General features: G+C 64.1%; 19 protein-coding genes. 12 read left to right on the top strand and 7 right to left on the bottom strand.

The features are described 5' to 3' along the window. Window positions 1-16: 16 nt before the first annotated feature. The 5 genes from FJ426_RS02175 to FJ426_RS02155 form a co-directional block, all read right to left on the bottom strand. Window positions 17-988, bottom strand: a complete 972-nt coding sequence (locus FJ426_RS02175) for a serine kinase (RefSeq protein ID WP_140559756.1) — start codon at window positions 986-988, stop codon at window positions 17-19. Continuing rightward, on the bottom strand, window positions 985-2,892 hold the full coding sequence (locus FJ426_RS02170; RefSeq protein WP_140559755.1) for a lasso peptide isopeptide bond-forming cyclase: 1,908 nt from the start codon (window positions 2,890-2,892) through the stop codon (window positions 985-987). The genes FJ426_RS02175 and FJ426_RS02170 overlap by 4 nt, the downstream gene beginning before the upstream one ends. A 3-nt stretch (window positions 2,893-2,895) precedes the next feature. Next, window positions 2,896-3,270, bottom strand: a complete 375-nt coding sequence (locus tag FJ426_RS02165; protein WP_224618327.1) for a lasso peptide biosynthesis B2 protein — start codon at window positions 3,268-3,270, stop codon at window positions 2,896-2,898. 118 nt (window positions 3,271-3,388) lie between these two features. Continuing rightward, window positions 3,389-3,688 carry a PqqD family protein gene (locus tag FJ426_RS02160; RefSeq protein ID WP_140497191.1) on the bottom strand — a complete coding sequence of 100 codons (300 nt, stop codon included), beginning with the start codon at window positions 3,686-3,688 and terminating at the stop codon, window positions 3,389-3,391. A 166-nt stretch (window positions 3,689-3,854) separates the two neighbouring features. After that, window positions 3,855-4,007, bottom strand: a complete 153-nt coding sequence (locus FJ426_RS02155) for a lasso peptide (RefSeq protein WP_140497189.1) — start codon at window positions 4,005-4,007, stop codon at window positions 3,855-3,857. 521 nt (window positions 4,008-4,528) lie between these two features. Here FJ426_RS02155 and FJ426_RS02150 point away from each other — a divergent pair. From FJ426_RS02150 to FJ426_RS02115, 8 genes are all read left to right on the top strand, one after another. After that, on the top strand, window positions 4,529-5,656 hold the full coding sequence (locus FJ426_RS02150; protein ID WP_140497187.1) for a nucleotidyltransferase family protein: 1,128 nt from the start codon (window positions 4,529-4,531) through the stop codon (window positions 5,654-5,656). Window positions 5,657-5,726: 70 nt separating this feature from the next. Beyond that, window positions 5,727-6,749, top strand: coding sequence for a glycosyltransferase (locus tag FJ426_RS02145; protein ID WP_140559754.1), 1,023 nt, complete (start codon window positions 5,727-5,729; stop codon window positions 6,747-6,749). A 223-nt stretch (window positions 6,750-6,972) separates the two neighbouring features. Further along, window positions 6,973-7,374 (top strand): hypothetical protein, encoded by a 402-nt coding sequence (locus FJ426_RS02140; RefSeq protein WP_140512927.1) that lies wholly within the window; start codon window positions 6,973-6,975, stop codon window positions 7,372-7,374. A 136-nt stretch (window positions 7,375-7,510) separates the two neighbouring features. Beyond that, a complete protein-coding gene (locus FJ426_RS02135; protein ID WP_140497181.1) occupies window positions 7,511-8,386 on the top strand; it encodes a family 16 glycosylhydrolase in 876 nt (291 codons plus the stop codon). Window positions 8,387-8,459: 73 nt separating this feature from the next. Then, complete coding sequence (locus FJ426_RS02130) at window positions 8,460-9,791, top strand: UDP-glucose/GDP-mannose dehydrogenase family protein (RefSeq protein WP_140497179.1); 1,332 nt, start codon at window positions 8,460-8,462, stop codon at window positions 9,789-9,791. A gap of 93 nt (window positions 9,792-9,884) precedes the next feature. Beyond that, the gene (locus FJ426_RS02125) at window positions 9,885-11,327 is read left to right on the top strand and encodes a GMC family oxidoreductase (protein ID WP_140559753.1); all 1,443 of its coding nucleotides are present in this window, start codon (window positions 9,885-9,887) and stop codon (window positions 11,325-11,327) included. A gap of 14 nt (window positions 11,328-11,341) precedes the next feature. After that, window positions 11,342-11,788, top strand: a complete 447-nt coding sequence (locus FJ426_RS02120; protein WP_140497175.1) for a hypothetical protein — start codon at window positions 11,342-11,344, stop codon at window positions 11,786-11,788. Window positions 11,789-11,853: 65 nt separating this feature from the next. Further along, window positions 11,854-12,933, top strand: a complete 1,080-nt coding sequence (locus tag FJ426_RS02115; protein WP_140559752.1) for a glycosyltransferase — start codon at window positions 11,854-11,856, stop codon at window positions 12,931-12,933. Between the two features lie 211 nt (window positions 12,934-13,144). Here FJ426_RS02115 and FJ426_RS02110 read toward each other — a convergent pair whose 3' ends face one another. Next, window positions 13,145-14,167: a phosphoribosyltransferase family protein gene (locus tag FJ426_RS02110; protein WP_140497171.1), complete on the bottom strand. Its 1,023-nt coding sequence runs from the start codon at window positions 14,165-14,167 to the stop codon at window positions 13,145-13,147. 49 nt (window positions 14,168-14,216) lie between these two features. Further along, window positions 14,217-15,713 carry a lipopolysaccharide biosynthesis protein gene (locus tag FJ426_RS02105; RefSeq protein ID WP_140559751.1) on the bottom strand — a complete coding sequence of 499 codons (1,497 nt, stop codon included), beginning with the start codon at window positions 15,711-15,713 and terminating at the stop codon, window positions 14,217-14,219. 188 nt (window positions 15,714-15,901) lie between these two features. Here FJ426_RS02105 and FJ426_RS02100 point away from each other — a divergent pair, with 188 nt between their 5' ends. From FJ426_RS02100 to FJ426_RS02085, 4 genes are read left to right on the top strand one after another with little or no spacing between them, the layout of a single operon-like run. Continuing rightward, window positions 15,902-17,074 (top strand): glycosyltransferase family 4 protein, encoded by a 1,173-nt coding sequence (locus FJ426_RS02100; protein ID WP_140559750.1) that lies wholly within the window; start codon window positions 15,902-15,904, stop codon window positions 17,072-17,074. A gap of 15 nt (window positions 17,075-17,089) precedes the next feature. Beyond that, the gene (locus FJ426_RS02095; protein WP_140497165.1) at window positions 17,090-18,079 is read left to right on the top strand and encodes a glycosyltransferase family 2 protein; all 990 of its coding nucleotides are present in this window, start codon (window positions 17,090-17,092) and stop codon (window positions 18,077-18,079) included. After that, the gene (locus FJ426_RS02090; RefSeq protein ID WP_140559749.1) at window positions 18,079-19,029 is read left to right on the top strand and encodes a glycosyltransferase family 2 protein; all 951 of its coding nucleotides are present in this window, start codon (window positions 18,079-18,081) and stop codon (window positions 19,027-19,029) included. Before FJ426_RS02095 ends, FJ426_RS02090 begins: the two co-directional genes overlap by 1 nt. Next, complete coding sequence (locus tag FJ426_RS02085; protein ID WP_140559748.1) at window positions 19,019-19,987, top strand: glycosyltransferase family 2 protein; 969 nt, start codon at window positions 19,019-19,021, stop codon at window positions 19,985-19,987. The genes FJ426_RS02090 and FJ426_RS02085 overlap by 11 nt, the downstream gene beginning before the upstream one ends. Window positions 19,988-20,032: the final 45 nt, after the last annotated feature.

Here is a 20,032-nt window from a genome sequence, read left to right as displayed (position 1 = left end):
GCTATCCCTGTTCCTGCTATCCCTGTCCGGCCATCAGGTCATGCTCGACGAGGCTCACGACCTCGCCGATCCTGTCGAGCCCCGTCGGCACTTCGAGCCTGCACACGCCGACGCGATCGGCGAGCCGTGCGCAATGCCCGAGATGCGCCGCCGCGAAATCGCCGACCAGGGCGGCGCGGCCGAAACGCGTGACATATGAAAATCTGATCACGGCCGGCAAAGCGGCGATGCCAGGCATGGGCGAGATCTCAGCCTTTCGGCCGCGCTCGAGAATGTAGATGCGGGTCGCCGGAACCCTGTCGCGCGAAAAGGCACTCTGCAAGCGGTGCTGGGCCTTGTTGATGGCCGGATGCACCTGCGGCCGCACTTGTGCCCCTTCAAGCGAAATCGCGGCAGCGGCGTCGGCCGCCAGCTTGATCTGGGGAAAACCCGGCACGATCATCGGCTCGTCCGGATGGCTGAGATCGAGCGCCACGACGTCATCGGTAAGCAGTTCGTGTCCGGCACGGATCATGGCGCTTGCCGTCGTCGATTTTCCGGCGCCCTTGTCGCCCATGAAGATGGCGCTTTTGCCGGCAATCGCGACGGCGCTGGCATGCAGCACGAGCAGGCCCCGCTGGTGCAGGATGAGCGCCATCACCGGTCCCAGCAGCGGGAACGCGATCAGTGCGTCGTCGATGCCGGGCGCCGGCTCGACCTCGATGCGGCAGGCGTCGCTGATCAGGAACGCGGCGACGGCGTGCCATGCCAGATATTGCCGATCCGGTTCGAAGCGGAAAATGGTCGCGGCCTCGGGCGAAGGCTTCGGCATATCGATCGCGCCGACACTGATCACGATATCCGCCGCTGCGGGTTCGGCCGGCTCCAGTTCTGGCAATGTCACCTCGGAAGCGATGGTCAGGCCGTAGGCCCGATAAAAACGGCGCTGTCCGCGCGGCCAGCCTTGCGCGCGCGGGCGGAGGGCCAGCGGCTCGTTCAACGGCGTCATGCGGCACTCCCGGCGCGCTGCACCTGCCGCAGCCACAGCGACAGCGACGCCGAGCGCCAGACATACTGGACATCGAGCGGCGCCGGCCGGTCGGGCCGACTGAGCAGCCGGGCATAGGCAGCCTTCACGGCCGGCAGGTTTATGTAGGGTTCGATGCGGCCGGCGTCCGGGCCGAGCACCTGTTCCAGGAGGTCGCGGTGGTTGCGCAGCATGCCGTTGACGAGATTGCCGGTGAAATCGATCTTGTCGCGCCGCCACTGGACCGCCGCCGGCAGCACGTCTTGCATGGCGCGGCGCAGCACGTAGCGGCCAAAACCGCGGCTGAGCTTCTCCTCGCCCGGCAATGCCAGGCAGAACTCGACCAGCGGCTTGTCCCAGAAGGGATAACGAGGTTCGACGCCGAAATTGGCGGCCGCCTTGTCGAGGACTTCGAAAGCATGCGGCACATAGCCGTTGGAAAGAATCCAGCGGTGGGTCAGCGCCTCGCTGGCGCTGACGTCGGGCGGCTTGTAGCCGGCTCGGTGAACCCGCTCGATGAGCTCGGTGCGGCCGGCAAGATCGGCATTGATCAGGTCGCGCCAGCTTCCGCCCTGGGCCGGCTTTCGCAGCCTGTGCAGGAGCCGGTTCGCGGCGTGCCTGAGCCTGGCCACGCGCCAGGCAGGCCCGTAGATGGTCAGGAACTGGAAATACATGCCGAGCATGCCGTCGCCATAGGTGTTGGAAGCGCTGCGGATCTCGCGCCACAGCTCCAGCCACTTGCCTGCGTTGGCAAGCTCGTGCAGATGGCCGTGCCCCTGCGATACGACTTCGTCCCCGCCATGGCCGTCGAGAAGCACCTTGACGCCTTTGGCGCCCGCCGTCCTGTATACCTCCCGGGTGAGCGTAAGGCCCGGCGCCAGGAACGTTCCTTCCTGCTCTTCCAGCACCCGTTCGAATTCCGCGAACGGCGCGTAGTTGCCGACCGGGATCAGCGTGCCGTCGACGCGCCCTTGTTCCAGCACCGCGTCTATGAAGGGGGTTTCGTCCATCGCCGAACCGCGTTCGAAAACCAGCGAAAAGGTGGGCAGCCTCGGCTTTCCCTCGGACAGGTTTTGCCGGCCCGCCACGCAGGCGATCGAAGAGGAGTCCAGGCCGCCGCTCAGCATGGCCCCGACCGCCGCGCTTCCGCGCATGCGGTTGCGCACGGACTGCGAGAAGAGGTGGGCGAATTCCTCGGCGGCGTCCGGGCGCATAGGCCGCGACGACGGCTCGATCTGCCAGTATCGCTGCAGCGTCACGCGCTGCCCCGTCACAGTGAGGCTGTGGCGCGCCGGCAGGCGGAAAATATCGGTATAAGGCGTCGCTTGCGGATCGTCTGGCAGCCCTGCCAGGAAACCCGAGATCTGATGTTCGCTGAGGCGGGCGCCGGCCCCGGTGACGCCAAGGATCGGGCCGATCTCGGAGGCAAAGACAAAGCGCTGCCCGTCCGCGTGATAGTAGAACGGTTTGACGCCGAAATGATCGCGCGCGCAAAACAGCACCTGCCGCTCGGCATCCCAGATGGCGAAGGCGAAGTCGCCTTGCAGGTGCACGGGACAGGCTTCGCCCCAGCGCAGATAGGCCCACATCAGGAGCACGGCGTCGGCAACCGATGCGTCGCGGACGCCGAGCCGTGCCGTCAGCTCGTCGCGATTGTCCAGGCGGCAATCCGCGGTGACGGCCAGTTTGCCGCCCGCCATCGTCAGCGGGCCGGGGCCGGCTTCATCGGTCGTGTTGAGCCAGGCGTGGCCGAGCGCGACAGCCTTGTCGGTCCACCACGAACTGCCGTCGCCGGCGCGATGACGCATGCGGGCCAGCATGCGCTGGATATCGGCTGCGGACTCCGGCGCCTCGTGCCCGTGCAGGATACCGGCCACGCCGCTCATCAGTCATTGACCATAGTCGACGAGAGGGACAAACCTGTCTATCGAGCCGCCAAGGACGACATGGTTGCCGCTGATCAGCCAGGCATGCGCCTTCAGCTGCCGGCCGGTGTCGCGCTCGATGCCGATGCGGATCTTCGAGGCGTTGCCCTGGCGGGCGAGAATGTACTGGCCGGCGAGCGCCTGGGTGAGGCAGCTTGCGCGCGGCACCAGGCGGGCCGCGGCGGCAACGCCCCAGGCGACACGGCGCAGCTCTCCCGTGCTGGCGCATTCACGCGCCTCCAGCCGGGTGACGATGCCGCGAAGGCGGTTGTAGGAGAACAGGGTCAGCCCCAGGCGAACGGCCGCGACCACCAGCAGGCAGCGGCAGAGGAACAGCATTTCCGGGCCACTCAGGGAGAGAGCTCGAAGCCGACGCCGCCGGTGCTTCGTCTGGTCGGGACTTTTCTCCGTCGCAGGTTCTTGCCGCAAAACCGTGACCCGCTTTTGCGGAACCTGCCTAGACAGGTTCCTCATGATGCAGCCTCGCAAGTCCGCTATCGGCCAGACCTTTCAACAGCGCGTCGACATCGGCCCTGCAGCGCTCGGCGTCGACATCATAGCGCGCGAGCACGGCCCGGCGGATTTCGGCAATTGGTTTCGGCTCCTGAATCAGCTCCCAGATGAACGTGCCTACCCCGTTGAGGCTGTAGTAGATGTTGGATTTCAGGTTGAGAAGCGCCAGGCCATTGCCGAATTCGCAGGCAACCGCTTCCTTGGTCGCACTTACGCGATCGTGGTCAGATGGGTTCCAGTTCATCCGAAAACCTCGTTTGCTACACACTGTCCGCAATGCGTGTCGACAATTCTGGCGATGAAGAAAAGCCGGGTCAGGCAATGAAGAGAGGCCGGGATTTTCACCCCGACTCCCTTTATGGTTCTTGGATTCCAGAGGCCCAACGTGTCCCTCCAGAATCAGGACAGGTTCAGGAGAACGTCAGGTCGCCAATCGGCGTGTGCGCAGGAAATGCTGCGTCGAGCGCCGTGTTGCCGCCACCGCCCTGAGTGATGGTTTCAATCGAACCATGAACCGTCAGGCTGGGCGTTTCGTACTCCTGCTTTTCAACATTCTGTTCCATTTTACACTCCATCAAGGACTGGAAACGGCCTGTCGATTGCCGGCGGCACTTTCATGCTGCGATGCAATAGCTGCATGGCAGCATTTATGAGTCAAGCCTGATTTACCGCGCATTAATCAATTATGGACTGCGCGCGCAGACACAGTCGTGAGTAACGATCTCAAGCTTTGGCCTTCATCGCCTCGAGATCCCTGCATATGGGCCTAATGCACTAGGTCAGCATAAGAAATTGATTTGCATATATAAACTTTATAAGCCCTGTCACTTCAAGGCATGGCGACAATAATGCCCTAGCGCCGGGTCTCCCGGTAGGTTTGCTACGGAACGCCGAAAAGGCCACTCGTCCCCTGGGGTCCAGCAGTTCTCCTCATCGTTCGCCCGAGCCGGTTTCGATAAACGTCGGGGCCGGATTTTTGCGCTGCAAAAGGAAAAACTGGACGGCGCAAAAGTTTTTGGCGATGCTTGCTTCGCACCTGCAGCATAGGCGTCGCGCCGATCGCTTCTGGAGAACCGTGCGCCCGATGGCCCTGACCGAACGTTCATATGAGCGACTGCGCGCCGCCGATTGCGCCAGCGAGATCGCCTATGTGCAGGCCTGTCTGCGGCTGTTCTTCGCGGCGCGATCCGGCGCCGCGCCCGGCGATGCCTCCGGCCTCTCCGTAACCAATGTCACCGACATAGCCAGGTTGAACAAGGTCGCGACCTTTATCCTCAAGGTGCTGTCGAGCGCACCCGCGAACGGGCCGCCGGCCCAGCTCTCCCAATGGCTCGACGCCTACCGCCGGAAGACCGTTTCGATGAACGCGTCCTGCATCATGGATTCGATGGCGATCCAGGCGGCGCTGCGCGACAGGCAGATCGATTTCGTTTTCCTGAAAGGTCCCTTCCAGCAGCATCTGCTTTACGACGACCATTTCATGAAGCCTTCGGGCGATGTCGACATATTGGTGGCGCCGGGCGGGTTTTTCAGGGCGCGCGAGGCGCTCCGCTCGATCGGCTACGAGATCGCCGGCAAGTCGCGCTCCGTCTGGTGGGTCCGTTTCCTCGGCGAACAGCACATGATCCGCGGCGACGGGCCGACGCAGTCCACCGTCGACCTGCATTATCGGCTCCAGCAACCCGGCTCGCCCAGCCCGCGCGACGCGGATGGCTTCCTGCGGCGCAAACGGCAGGTCGAGATCACCGGCGTCGAGGTGCCGTTCACATCGGTGGCCGACACTCTGCTGTTGTCCTGCATCAGCGTCGCCAAGGCGCTTTTTAACCGGGAACCCTGCGCCGGTTACGTCTGCGACGTGCGCGCCAGCGCCGACCGCTTGGACGAAGCCGAGCAGCAGCGCCTGCTCGACGCCGCCGCGGCGCAGGGGCTGGACGACACGCTGCTGCTTGGCCTGCGCGCCGCCGACGTGCTCCTCGGCGGCGCCGACACGCTCTTGTCGCAGCGCGCCGCGCGGATGCTGTCGCGCATCGGCAATGAGGATCTGCTCAACATGGTCATCGCGCCATGGCTGTCATCCCTGCGATGGCCGCAGCGGCGCACCGTGCTGTGGGAGTTGTGCGGTCGTGCGCCGGTCCGCTATCTGGCGGAAGCCGGCTGGGCGGCATCGGCCGACATCAGCCGCCGCATCTTCGAACGGCAGGGCAGCCCGTGACGGGAAGCCTGTCGGGCATCGAACACGTACAGGGCGAGGGCAGAATGGAACCTGTGCAAGAGGCAAATTCATGTCGATGACAAAATCAAAGGTCTGCGTGATCATCGCGGCCCGAAACGCGGCGCGAACAATCGCGGTCGCCATCGCGTCCGCGCTGCGCGAACCGGAAGTGGCCGAAGTCGTCGTCGTCGATGACGCCTCCACCGATGACACGGCCCAAGTCGCCCGCGCCGCCGATGACGGCAGCGACCGGCTCGCGGTGATCCGTCTCGACGTCAATCGCGGCCCCTCCTTCGCCCGCAACGCCGCCATCGCCGCCTCGCAATCGCCATTCATCGCCATTCTGGACGCCGACGACTTCTTTCTCGCGGGCAGATTTCACAATCTGTTTGCCGGCGCGGACTGGGATTTCGCGGCCGACAACATCATGCTCATCAGGGACGACGCCTTGAGCGATGTCACCCAGATCGTCGCACCGCAGTTCGCGGCCGAGCCGGAATTCCTCGACCTGGAGCGCTTCGTCGAAGGCAACATCTCCAGGCGCAACGTGCGCAGAGGCGAACTCGGTTTCCTCAAGCCGGTGATCAGCCGCGCTTTTCTCGACAGGCACGGCTTGCGCTATGACGAGAGCTTGCGTCTGGGCGAGGATTACGAACTCTACGCGCGCGCGGTCGCCAGCGGCGCGCGCTTCAAGGTCATCCGCTCCTGCGGTTACGGCGCCATCGTGCGGGCCGATTCGCTGAGCGGCCGCCACAAGACCCAGGACCTGAAGCGTCTTGCCGACGCCGACCTGGCGCTGCTGGCGATCGACAGCCTGCCTGAGGGTTCCAAAGCGGTGCTGCGCCGCCACGAGCGCCACGTGCGCGACAAATACCGGCTGCGCAATTTCCTCGACGTCAAGGCCGAGCGGGGCCTGGCGTCGGCCGCGGCCTATGCCTTCGCAAGCCAATCCAACCTGGTTCCCATCGTCCAGGGCGTGGCGTCCGACAAGCTCGAGGCGCTGTTTCGCCGCGTCGGATTTGCCTCCCGTCGTCAACATGTGCCGCCAATGCGTTTTCTCATGGCCGGCACCAGCACGGGCAAGCAGCCTTGAATGCGGGCCTCCGGCCGCGCTCTTGCCAGCCCGTCGCGCAAAGCATTTCCGGCGGATTTATGAGTTTACGAATTGGGTGGTTGCCTAGCCGGCCGGAGGATGGCAGTCTATGTTGCGGTGCAGCAATTAGGATGGCCAATGAACCGGCCTCCGATCGGACTGCCCGATATTGAACCGGTAAGGGGCCCGGCCGACGGTCGGACCACCACAGGACTTTGAACGCATGGCCTCGATATTCGGCTTCAGATCAAGGAATCCGGCCCGCGACCGCCAGACCGACATCTCGCGCCTCGACCGCCTGGCGAAGCTGTTCGAGCAGATCGCGGCCGAGATCGAGGCCGAGCGAAACGGGCTGGAGAATCGCTACAAGGCGACGGCCACCAACGCCGCCTTTCTGGTCGAGGCCATGGAGAACGGCTCGGCGTCTGCGCGCCGTTCCGCCGAGGTCGATGAATTGACGACGTCGATCCTGAATTGCGAGCGCCGCATCGCGGCGCTGTCGCGCCAGAACGGCATGGTCCGGGAGCTTCGTCATTCGCTGGATATGGTTTTCGATGAGGACGGGTCGTCCGATATGACGGCCAGCGAGGGGCTCGCCAAACCGGCAGGCGCCGGCAGAGGGTGAAGGCTGAAGGGTGGATTTGGCGCGAGGCGAGAAGGCAGCTTGGGGAGGGGCTGACGAGAGAAAGAAAGCGCCGTTTGGCAACGGCTCGAATGGCTACTTTGGGTTGGGGATGCACAGCGCAAAGGTTGAGTTTCGTATGAATGCGGATCCGAGAACCACGTTCACCGTCGCAGTTCGCGGCATATCGTCAACGCGCCAGGCCAGGCAAGCCCGCCCGGGCGGTTCCACCGGACGCAGGGCTGCCCTGGTCGCGCTGGCCGCTCTCGCTGGCCTGTTCGCCGGGCCGGCGCCATCCTGGTCGCAGGATCTGAAGTCGGCGCCCTCATTCGTCGATGATTTCACCAGCTTCAACCGCCAGCGCTGGTATGTCTCCGATGGCTGGACGAATGGCGGCCATCAGAATTGCACCTGGGCGAAGGGGCAGGTCAGCCTGGCGGACGGCGTGCTGTCATTGGGTTTCGAGAAGCAGAAGACGAAGGATCGCGACTACGCTTGCGGCGAAATCCAGACCAAGCAGCGATTCGGCTACGGCACCTACGAGGCGCGCATGAAAACCGACACCGGTCCCGGCCTCAACGCGGCTTTCTTCTCCTATATCGGCCCGTCGGACAAGCAGCCCTGGGACGAGATCGACTTCGAGATCCTGACCAAGGACACGTCCAAGGTGCAGGTCAATGCCTACATCGCCGGCAAGGGCAAGAACGAGAAGCTGGTCGACGTGCCGGGCGGCACGGAAAAGGCCTTCAACGACTACGCCTTCGTCTGGCAGAAGGACAGTTTGCGCTGGTACGTCAACGGCCAACTGGTGAACACCATCACCGATCCGGCAAAGCTGCCCAGCCATGCTCAGAAGATCTTCTTCAGCCTCTGGGGCAGCGATACGATGACCGGATGGTTGGGCGCATTCGCCGATCCCGGACGCAAGCTTTCGCTGCAGATCGAGCGCGTCGCCTTCACCGCGCAGGGCGAACCCTGCCAGTTTCCGGAATCGCTGGCATGCAGCGTAAAATAGAACCTATTGGAAAAGTCGATTTGAACCGGCCGGGCCGAACACGGTCCGCTGCCCTGGACAGGAACAAAACAGAATGAATTTGACGGTGTTTGGTATCGGCTATGTCGGTCTCGTGCAGGCTGCTGTGCTTGCCGAAGTGGGCCACCAGGTCGTCTGCGTCGACATCGACGCGAACAAGGTCGAGCGGCTCAATCAAGGTCTCGTCCCGATTTTCGAGCCGGGCCTGGAAAGCATCGTGAGGGAGAACCATGCCGCCGGCCGCATCAAGTTCACCACCGACGCGGCCGCCGCCGTCAGGCATGGTGAAATCCAGATGATCGCGGTCGGCACGCCTCCCGGCGAGGATGGCTCGGCCGATCTCAAATATGTGCTGGCGGTCGCCGAGGCGATCGGCCGGGAAATGGATGCGCCCAAGATCGTCGTCGGCAAGTCGACCGTGCCGGTCGGCACCTGCGAGAAGATCAAGGCCAGGATCGCCGAAACGCTGAAGAAAAGAGGCCGCGAGGACCTGACCTTCGACGTCGCTTCCAATCCGGAATTCCTCAAGGAAGGGTCCGCCGTCGCCGATTGCATGAGGCCGGACCGCATCATCGTCGGCACATCGAGCGAGGACACCGAGGCGGTGATGCGTGAGCTCTACGCCCCCTTCAACCGCAACCACGAGAAGATGATCGTGATGGATGTGCGCAGCGCCGAATTCACCAAATACGCGGCCAATTGCATGCTCGCCACCAAGATCAGCTTCATGAACGAAATGGCGAATCTGGCCGAACAGCTCGGCGCCGACATCGAGGAGGTGCGCAAGGGCATCGGCAGCGATCCGCGCATCGGCTACCACTTCATTTATCCGGGCCTCGGCTATGGCGGCTCCTGCTTTCCCAAGGACGTGCGCGCCCTGATCAAGACCGCCGAAGGCGTCAAGTTCGACGCCAAGCTGCTGCGCGCCGTCGAGGAGCGCAACAACGAGCAGAAGTCCGTGCTGTTCGACAAGGTGAACCGCTATTTCAAGGGCAACCTCAAGGGCAAGACCTTCGCGCTCTGGGGCCTGGCTTTCAAGCCCAACACCGACGACATGCGCGAGGCGCCCGCCCGCACGCTGATGGAGGCACTCTGGAACGTCGGCGCCACCGTGCAGGCCTATGATCCCGAGGCGATGCAGGAATGCCAAGCCATCTATGGGCTGCGCGACGACCTGCTTCTGTGCGGCACCAAGGAAGCGGCGCTGCGCGGCGCCGATGCGCTGCTGATCGCCACCGAGTGGAAGAGTTTTCGCGCGCCGTCCTTCGACGCGCTGAAGGACGCGCTGACCACGCCGATCATCTTCGACGGCCGCAACCTCTATGATCCCAAGGTCATCGCCCGCCACGGCATCGAATATCACTCGATCGGCAGGATGGCGGCATGAGACCGGGTTTGGGCAATCCAATGTGGGATCGCCGCGGCCGGCCGGTGTGCTTGCCATGACGAACGCACAAGACCCGGAAAGGAGTTGCGGCTGATGGTGCTGGACGTAAAGCCGGAGCAGATCACCAAGGACCACTTCGACGTTGTCGCCATCGGTTCCGGTTTCGGTTCGGCCTTCTTCCTGCACGAATTCACGAAGCGGCGTAAGGCGCGCATCCTGCTCCTGGAATGGGGCCGCCACAACACGCATGAATGGCAGCTCAAGCAGAACGTCAACACCGACATCGAGGACGAGTCGACCTACAAGACCAATTCCGACAAGCCCTGGAACTACACGATCGGGCTGGGCGGCGGCACCAATTGCTGGTTCGCGCAGACGCCGAGGTTCCATCCCAACGATTTCAGGCTGAAAAGCACTTACGGCATCGGCAATGACTGGCCGATCAGCTATGACGACGTCGAGCCGTTCTATTGCGACGCCGAAGACATCATGTCGATCTCGGGCGATCCCGACATGGCGGCGATGCTGCCGCGCTCGAAGCCCTTTCCGCAGCCGCCGCACCGCATGTCGACGCCCGACCGGATGATGAAGGCGGCGCAGCCAGGCCAGCATTTCGTTATGCCCACCGCGCGCGCCCGCGTGCCGACCGCGCAGCGCACCTCGTGCTGCGCCAACCTCAGATGCTGGCTATGCCCGGTCGACGCCAAGTTCACCGCCAACAATGGCCTGATGCATGTCTTCGAGCATCCCGACGTGTCGGTCTGCCTCGGTTCGGAAGTGCGCAGGCTCGATCATGTCGGCGGGACGGTCCGCTCGGTCACCTTCGTCCACGCCGGCAAGGAATATCAGGTCAGCGGCGACCTCTTCATTCTCGGCGCCAATGCCATCCAGAGCGCCGCGATCATGCTGCGCTCCGGCCTGGGAGGCGAATTCGTCGGCCGCGGCCTGCATGAATCCTATGGCTGGAATTTCGAGGTCTATCTCGACGGTGTCGACAATTTCGACGGCAGCACCATCACCACCGGCTTGAATTTCGGTCTCTATGACGGTCCGCACCGGTCCGAGCACGCCGCGGCGCTGGTCTATTTCGAGAACCGCTGGCAACACGGCATGCGCGCCGAGAAAGGGCGGCTGCGCCAGGCGCTGCCCCTTGTCGTGGTGACCGAGAACCTGCTCGACCATGAAAATTTCGTCACGCTCGACGAGAACGACAACGCCTTCGTCAGCTTCAAGGCGCCGTCGGACTACGCGGTCAAGGGCATGGCGCGGGCGCTGGAGAAACTGCCCGGGCTGCTCGCCCCGCTACCGGTCGAACAGCTTTTCGATCGCGGCATCCGGCCAACCGAATCGCATGTCCAGGGTACGCTCCGGATGGGAACGGGCCCGGCCGATTCGGTGGTCGACAGCGGCATGATTCATCACCAGCTCAGGAACCTGGTCGTGGTCGGCACCAGCACATATCCGAGCTGTTCATGCGCCAATCCGAGCCTGACCGCGGCAGCGCTGTCCCTGCGGGCGGCGAGCCGGATGGCGTGAGAGGAGCAAACCAGATGATAGAGATCTCGCGACGCTCCGCACTGGCCGTCATGGCGGGCGGGGTGGTATCGACCGGCATTGCCTACGCGGCAGTGTCCTCGTTTTCGGATGAGGATCTGGTGCGCGTCACGCTCGAGAAATATTTCGGCAAGCTCAACATGCGCATCGAGCATTTGCAGCAGTTCGTCCTGGCGTTCCGCGACAGGAACCCATGGATATTCCCGAGCAAGAAACTCAGCGACGCCGTCACCTTGCTCGAGGAGACAAGGCTGGGCAAAGCCCGCGCTCTGCTGCCGGAGCAGAAGAAGCAGGACCTCCTGCATTTCGACCGCTGGCTGATCGCCGAATTCCACATGCTGACCGACTACGCCTGGCGCAGTTCGCCGGGCGATCCGATACGGTTCACCGGATGGCAGCCATGCACCAATCCGTTCGCCAATCTCGAGCAACAGAGTGCCTGAGGCGGTGCCGGAGCAAGCTCTCGGGCCACATTGAACGAAACGCGAAAGAACCAGGAGCCAGGACCATGAAAGTTCTTTTTGCAGGCGGCAACGGATACACGCCCGAATTCAGCGGCGGCGTCCAGTCGAGCACCCATCATCTGGCGGAACAGTTGATCGAGCACGGCCATGAGGCGGCCGTACTGGCCGCCCTGTTCGGCGACGGTGTCTTCGGCTTCAAGGCGCGCGCCAAGATGAAGCTGCTGCGTCAGCCGGCGGTCATCGACAGTTTTCCCGGCTATCCGGTGGTGCGGGCTTGGTTTCCCTGGAAGGCGGCCGACTTTGCCGTCCGCAGATTGAAGCCGGACGTGGCCGTCGTCCAGTGCCACAAGTCGGTTCCGGTGGGCAAGGCGCTGCAGGCCGAAGGCGTGCCGCTGGTCGTCTATCTCAGGAACGTCGAGTTCCATGAGCTGGGCGGCGATCTGCGCGAGCTGCATTCGGCGCTCTACATCGCCAATTCGCAATTCACCGCGCGCGCCTACAAACAGAAGTTCGGCATCGATGCGGCGGTGCTGCCGCCGACCATCAATGCCGCCCTCTACAGCACGCCGACCACGGGCCAGTTCGTCACCTTGATCAACCCGTACGAGGAGAAAGGCTTCGAGCTCGCCGTGCGCATCGCCGGCGCCTGCCCCGAGATTCCGTTTCTGTTCGTGGAGAGCTGGAAGCTCGCCGAGGATCATCGCGCCCGCATCGAGCAGACCATCGCCCCGTTCTCCAACATCAGGCTGGAGAACCGCACCGGCGACATGAAGACCGTCTATGGCCGCACCAGGATCCTGCTGGCGCCCAGCAAATGGGAAGAGGCCTGGGGCCGTGTGGCCTCGGAAGCCCATTGCAGCGGCATTCCCGTCATTGGCTCGCGGCGCGGCGGCCTGCCCGAAGCGATCGGACCAGGCGGCGTGGTGCTCGATTACGAAGCTCCGCTCGCCGACTGGGTCGCGGCTGTCAGGCTGCTGTGGAACGACCGCCAGGAATATGACCGGCTCTCGGCCACGGCGCGCAGCTTCTCCGAGCGTCCGGAGCTCGATCCTGACCGCCAGTTCCTCACCTTCTTTTCCATACTGGACAAGGCCACGCAGCAGCGTTCGCGACAGGCGGCGTAGCCAAGGCTCAGGCTGGCACCGGACCCGGCAGCCCTGGAATAGGAATTTTTTCTTGACAGGGTGAAGGCAGCTATGGTAGATTTTCGGTCATGGTGCTGAGTTGCGCCGGAGGCCCGCCGCACAGGCGGGTTTTTCGTTTGATGCTTCTCGACCGGCGCGCCGGCGAACACTCCGAAGGAACCCGTTAATCTGGATTCGCAGCCTTGGCGGATCAGGCCAGGCGCTTGACCCGGCTTTTCAGCGTCTCGTAGCCGCGGGCGCCGAGCAGGGCGCGGGCAAGGGCCTTGGCGGCGCCCTTGCGCCCTTCCTGTGACTTGGCCTGTCGCAACCTGGCCGGCAGGTTGCGCGCCGCCTGGCCGAGCGCCGGGAGCGACAGCGCGTTGGGAAAGCTGACCATGTGCGTTTCGACGCACAGCACCGGTTTGCCCGACAGCTCGGTGATCCTCAGCGCCTGCTCGTGCTCGCTCTCGATGAACAGGATGGCATCGGATTTTCGGTAGAATTCGGCCTTGAAACTGCCATGCGCGCCAAGCCGCTGACGCTCCGCCTTGCTCGGCAGGTCGAGCATGATCAGATGATCGTACTTGATCTCGTGCTTGGCCAGCCAGGCCTCGGTCAGCGCGCGGTATTTCTCCAGCCGGCTGGTCACCAGCCAGCCGATCTTGCGGGTCGCGGTATGGAGCGGCCGCGCTTCGCTGAGGAATTTCTCGTAGGCCGGACCGTCGTCGTTTTCCGCCTCGGTCGGATCGAGGCACAGCACCCCGTCTATGTCGACGCAGCATTGCGCCAGGAATTTGTGATGCATGAAGTTCCACTGGAACATGCGCGGATGCGGCACGACCTCGAAGACGACATCGGTCTCGGCATGCTGCGGCTCAAGCCCGAACACGGCGGCAAAGGTGTAGTCTGCCTCGATGCCGGCACCCTCTATGCGGGCGCGGGCGTCGCGCATGGCGTTGCCGCCGGAGACGCTGTCGTCGATCACCAGCACCTTGCGCATTTCCGCGACCTTGCGGTCGAGCACCGCACGGCGCTTGGTGATGCCCGATGTGTAGACGCGACCCTCGAGGAAGGAGTCCAGGTCGGTCATCGGTATGTTCGCCGCGAGACTGACCAGCGTCGCTGCCAGCACCCCGCTTCTGGGGACGCCGACCACCAGGTCGATGTCGCGCGGCAACCGGTGAAGGTTGCTCACGATCGCGTCGTTCATGTCTGAGATCGATCGGTAATGCATGGATCAGGCCTGATGCTCGGGTGAACGGTAAGGGTCGAAAGCGCCAAAATTATTGCGCCTCGCGCGGTGCTGCCGCCGGCGGCCTTGCCGGCAGCATTTTCAAGGCCTCGCGCAAGGCTTCACGGCCGGCTGCGAAGGCCAGCGCGATGACGATGGTGATGAGATAGGCAAGGATCGCGCCGCTGGCCAAGGCAATGACATGCTGCTGCGGCAGCAGCGGCTTGACCAACCAGACCACCGCCAGCGCCACATGCGCGCCGAGCACGAACGGCGTCGCCGCGCGAAGCACGTGGCTTGCCCGCAGCGGCCCGCTCCTGCCGACATAGAGCCACAGGAAAGGCGTGCGCAGATATTCGCTGACGGCATAGGCGATCGCCACGCCGAGCGCGCCATAAGGCAGGCCCAGCAGGAAAGCGAGCACCGACGTCACCGCCGTGATGATGCCCCAGCGCATGAAGTCGCCGGAGCGGCCCTGGCTGACGAACAGCCATCCGGCCGGATTGTTGAGCGGCTGCAGCAGCCCGGCGAAGCCCAGCGCCAGGAAAATCGAGGCGCTTGCGCGCCATTGCTCACCGAGCACGAAGGGGATGAGTATGTCGGACATGGCGGTGGCGAAAGCGACGCCGGGAAGCGCCACCAGCAGGATCAGCGGCATGACGCGAAGATAGGCGCTGCGGTAGCGGTCGGGCTCGTCCTTCAGCCTGGAAAGAGCCGGCACCATCACCTTCGACAGCGGGTTCGTGATCTGGCTCAGCGGGAACAGGAGCAGCTTGTAGGCACGGTCATAGAGGCCGAGCTGCGCCTCGCCCCAGTATTTTCCGATCAGCACGTTGTCGAGATTGCGGGCGAAGAAATTGGCGAAGTTGAAGCCGGTTATGCCGGCGCCGAAATTGATCAGCTCGCTGATCCCGGCGACCTTGCGCGGCAGGCTGGGCCGCCAGCGCGAACTGGCCCAGTAGCACAGCGTCGGCAGCACGGCTCCGGTCAAGGTGCCGGCGAAAAGTGCCCAGTAGGAGCGGTCGATGAAGGTCCAGGCGATCGACACGGCAAGACCAGCCACGGCGCCTGCGACATCGATGATGGCCAGGCGGCCGAACTGCATGCGGCGGGTCAGGAGCGCCAGATGCTGCGCACCGAGGCCGTAGGCCATGATCTGCAGGCCCAGCGCCGCCACCAGGCCAGCCACACGCGGTTCGCCGTAGAAGGCGGCGACCAGCGGTGCCGCGCCGGCAAGCACGCAGGCCAGGATGGCGCTGACGGCGACATTGATCCAGAACAGGTAGTTCACCTCGTCGTGCCGTATGCCCGATTTCTGGATGGTCGCCTGGGTGAGGCCGAAATCCTGGAACAGCGCGATGAAGGCCAGCACCGGCGCGCACATCGCCACGACGCCGAAATCCTGCGGCAACAGGAGACGCGACAGCACGATGACGGAAATGATCTGCGTGGCGACCCGCACGGACTGCGACAAGGCCGTCACGACCGCGCCACGCCCGACCGATTTGCGCAGCGAGCCTTCTGGCGGATCGAATGGATTGGCTTCCAAATTCAGGATTCCTGATTCTTGTGCAGGTTCCGACAGGAACCCTGCAACCGCCGCCGCGGCCAAATTACGGCATTTATTTTGCAGTGCAACAAAAAACGTGGATTTTGCTACGCTGCACCAAAAATGTTGCGATGCAGCAAGACCTGTACTAGGTTCGCCGTGGGTGGGCCAACAGCGGTCGAGTTTTCATGCTGAATGTCTTGTACCTTGTGCATGACGTTTCCGACCCGGCAGTGCGCCGGCGGATTACAATGCTCAGGGCAGGTGGCGCCCAGGTCACGCTCGCAGGCTTCCGCCGCACGGCAAATCGCATTGCCGACGTCGAGGGTTTGCGGCCGCTGGATCTCGGCGCGACGCGTGACGGGCGATTCGCCCAGCGCCTGACGGCAGTCGCCAAGGTGGCGGTTTCGATCGGCACCAGGCTCCGCGGCATGCCGAGGCCCGATCTCATCATCGCGCGCAACCTGGAAATGCTGGCGCTCGCCCGCCGCGCCAACACGGCATTCGGCGCCGCGGTGCCGATCGTCTATGAATGCCTCGACATCCATCGCCTGATGCTTCGCAGCGATGCGGTCGGCAAGGCGCTGCGGGCCACGGAACGTTACCTTGCCAGGGACGTAAGGCTGCTGGTGACCAGTTCGCCCGCGTTCACCGCCAATTATTTCGAACCGTTCGGCCAGGTGACGGCGCCGGTCGAACTGGTCGAAAACAAATATTTCGAGGCAGCGGCGATCCTGCCGGCCGAGCATGAGATGGCCGAGGCGCCTGTCGCGCCACCCTGGCGCATCGGCTGGTTCGGGGCATTGCGCTGCCGCCGCTCGCTCGAACTCCTGGCCGATTTCTCGCGCCGCGCCGATGGCCGGTTCGAGATCGTGCTGCGCGGCCGCCCGGCGTTGACCGAATTCCCGGATTTCCACGCCTTCGTCGAGGCCGAGCCCTGGCTTTCGTTTCGCGGACCCTACCGCAACCCGGAGGACATGGCGGCGATCTACCGGGACGTGCATTTCTCCTGGGCGATCGATTTCTTCGAGGCGGGCCAGAATTCCGAATGGCTGCTGCCCAACCGACTCTATGAAGGCTGTCGTTTCGGCGCGGTGCCGATCTCGATGGCCAACACGGAAACTGGGCGGTTCCTCGGCCGGCAAGGCATCGGCATTCTGTTGCCCGAAGCCTCACCCGACGCGCTCGAAGCCGCCATCGGCAAGATGGAGGAGCGCCGCTTCAGCACGTTGAAGGAGCGCGTTCTGTCGCGCAACCCCAGGATATGGAGCTATGATCGCAGCGATTGCCAGGCGCTGGTCGACAAGCTTCGCAGCCTGGCCGCCATGCGCCAACCCTTCGCGGCCGAGGCTTTGGCCTAGGATGGAGATCGCCCGATGATGCAAGCGCTCCCCTCCAGCCTGATCGTGATTCCCTGCCTCAACGAGGCAGCCCATATCGGTGTGCTGCTCGACCAGCTCAGCCCCGCGGCCGCGAGGCTCGGCGCCAGGATCGTCGTTGCCGATGGCGGCAGCACCGATGGTACCCCGGCCATTGTCGGCGAGCGTGCGAAGGAAGATCCCCGCATCATCCTGCTCCACAATGAAAAGCGCATCCAGAGCGCGGCGATCAATCTTGCCGTCGCCAGATTCGGCGATGGTGCCGAATATCTGATCCGCATCGATGCCCATGGCGGCTATCCCGCCGACTATTGCGACCGGCTGGTCGAGGAAGCGCTGGCCACGGGCGCCGATTCTGTCGTGGTCTCGATGCTGACCAGCGGCAGCGGCACCGTGCAGAAGGCGGCCGCGGCGGCACAGAATTCAAAGCTCGGCACCGGCGGTTCCAAGCACAGGCATCTGTCCGCCGGAGAATGGGTCGATCACGGCCATCACGCGCTGATGCGGATTTCTGCCTTCCGGGCCGTCGGCGGCTATGACGAGACGTTCAGCCATAATGAGGACGCCGAGCTCGACTACCGGCTGAGACAGGCCGGCTACAGGATCTGGATGAGCGGCAGGACGCAGATGGTCTACTATCCGCGCGCGTCGCTCAGCGGCCTCTATTTCCAGTATCTCGGCTACGGCCGCGGACGCGCCAAGAATGTCCTGAAGCACCGCGTCATCCCGAAGGTCCGGCAGATGGTGCCGCTGCTGGTGTTCCCGGTGGTGGTGCTCGCGGCCTTTTCCTTCGTGCACTGGCTGGCGGCGGTGCCGCTTTTGATCTGGGCATCCGTATGCCTCGGCTATGGCCTGTGGACGGCGGTAAGCCAGCGCAATGCCGACATCGCGCTTGCCGGCGTCTCGGCGATGGTCATGCATTTCGGCTGGTCCGTCGGTTTCTGGCTGCAGCTTCTCGGCCTTGGCAAACAGCGCGGGGTCGCGTGATGGCGGTTACAGGCAAGAACCGCCGCATCGACATCGGCGTGTGCACGTTCCGCCGGCCGGAATTGGCCCACACGCTGCGCTCGCTCGATGCCATGGACAGGCCGGCCGGTTTCGATGTCCGGGTCATCGTCGCCGACAATGACGACACGCCGAGCGCCAGGGATCTGGTGACGGCCCTGGCGCGGGAACTGACGCTGCCGATCAGCTATCACCACTGCCCGGCGCGCAACATCTCGATCGCCCGCAATGCCTGTCTTGACGCCAGCACGTCGGATTTCGTCGCCTTCATCGATGACGACGAGACGGCTTCGCCGCGCTGGCTTGCCGAGCTCGTCGCAACAGCCCAGGCAAGTCGCGCCGCCGCTGTGCTGGGCCCGGTCAAGGCGCGCTATGGGGCCGATGCGCCGGACTGGATGCGGCGTGGCGACTTCCATTCGACCTTGCCGGTCTGGGTGCGCGGCGAGATCCGCACCGGCTACACCTGCAACGTGCTGCTCGACATGGGGTCGGACAGCCTGCGCGGGCGCCGCTTCAGCTTGGCGCGTGGCCAGACCGGCGGCGAGGACACCGAATTCTTCGACCAGATGCACAAGACCGGAGGCACGATCGCCTTTTCTCCGGAGGCTTGGGTGGACGAGGCCGTGCCGCGGACCAGGGCCGCGTTCGACTGGCTTGGCCGCCGCCGCTTCCGCGTCGGGCAGACGCATGGCCATCTCCTGGGGCGCAATGCGAGCGGCATTGGCCTGGTCAAACAGGTCGGCATTGCCTCGGCAAAGGCAGCCTATTGCTTCGCCGCGGCGTTTCCCTTCCTTGGCAGCCCCGTGCGGCGGAACCGCAGCGTGCTGCGCGGCATTATGCATGTCGGCGTCGTCAGCGGCCTTGTCGGCATCCGCGAGATTCGTCTCTACGGCCAGCCCTCGCCACAGGAAGGAGGCAAGCGTGCAGCCTGACGTCAGCTTCGTCCCGGACGTTTCCTTCGTCATTGCAGCCTACAACGCCGAAGCGACCCTCGACCGGGCGATCGCCAGCGCCATCGCGCAAAAGGGTGTCAGCGTCGAGGTCATCGTCGTCGACGACAAGTCGCGCGACGCCACGCTCGACGTGGCAAGGGCCTATCCGCAGGACATCGTGCGCGTCGTGGCGCTCGCGCAGAACAGGGGCCCCGGCGGCGCCAGGAATGCCGGCCTCGAGGCTGCCCGAGGTCGCTGGGTCGCGGTCCTCGATTCCGACGACGCGGTCTATCCCGGCCGCATCGCCGCCATGATCGCGCGGGCTGAAAGGGCGGGCGCGCAAATCGCCGTCGACAACCTCCAGGTCGTCCGCGAGGACGGCGTGATCGAGGATGCGATGTTCCCGACGCGCTATCTGGAGGAATTGGGCGAGATCTCGCTGGCCAGCTATATCGCCGGCAACGTCGTCTTCGAATCGAAGTTCAATCTCGGCTATCTCAAGCCGATCTTCGAGCGCCGCTTCCTGGAAGAAAACGGACTTCGCTACGACGAGGACCTGATCATCGGCGAGGATTACATTTTCCTGGCCAACGCCCTGGCCAAGGGCGGCAGGTGCGTGGTCGAGCCTGACATCGGCTATGTCTATCACATCCGCAGCGGCTCCATTTCGCGCGTGCTCGAGCCTCATCACGTCGAGGCGATGCGCAAGGCCGATGCGATTTTCGCTCAAAGCCATCAGATGGACGCGGCCACGCAAGCGGCCTTCGCCCGGCGCAGCCGCAGCCTGCGCAAGGCGGCTTCGTTCCTGTCGATGGTCCAGCACATCAAGGCGCGGTCCCCGCTCAAGGCGATCCGGACGGCGCTCAGCGACCCGGCGGCGGTCAGGCATATGGGCATGCCGATCGCCGTGCGGTTGCGACGAGTAGCGGCACAATTTGCCGTGGGGGCGGGGAGGTGAAGATGCAGGCACATGGAGGGATTTTTCCTGGCCTGCGAATGGACT

The sequence above is a fragment of the Mesorhizobium sp. B2-6-4 genome, assembly GCF_006441495.1.
Taxonomy (GTDB): Bacteria; Pseudomonadota; Alphaproteobacteria; order Rhizobiales; family Rhizobiaceae; genus Mesorhizobium.
This window is presented reverse-complemented; position numbering and strand designations above follow the sequence as displayed.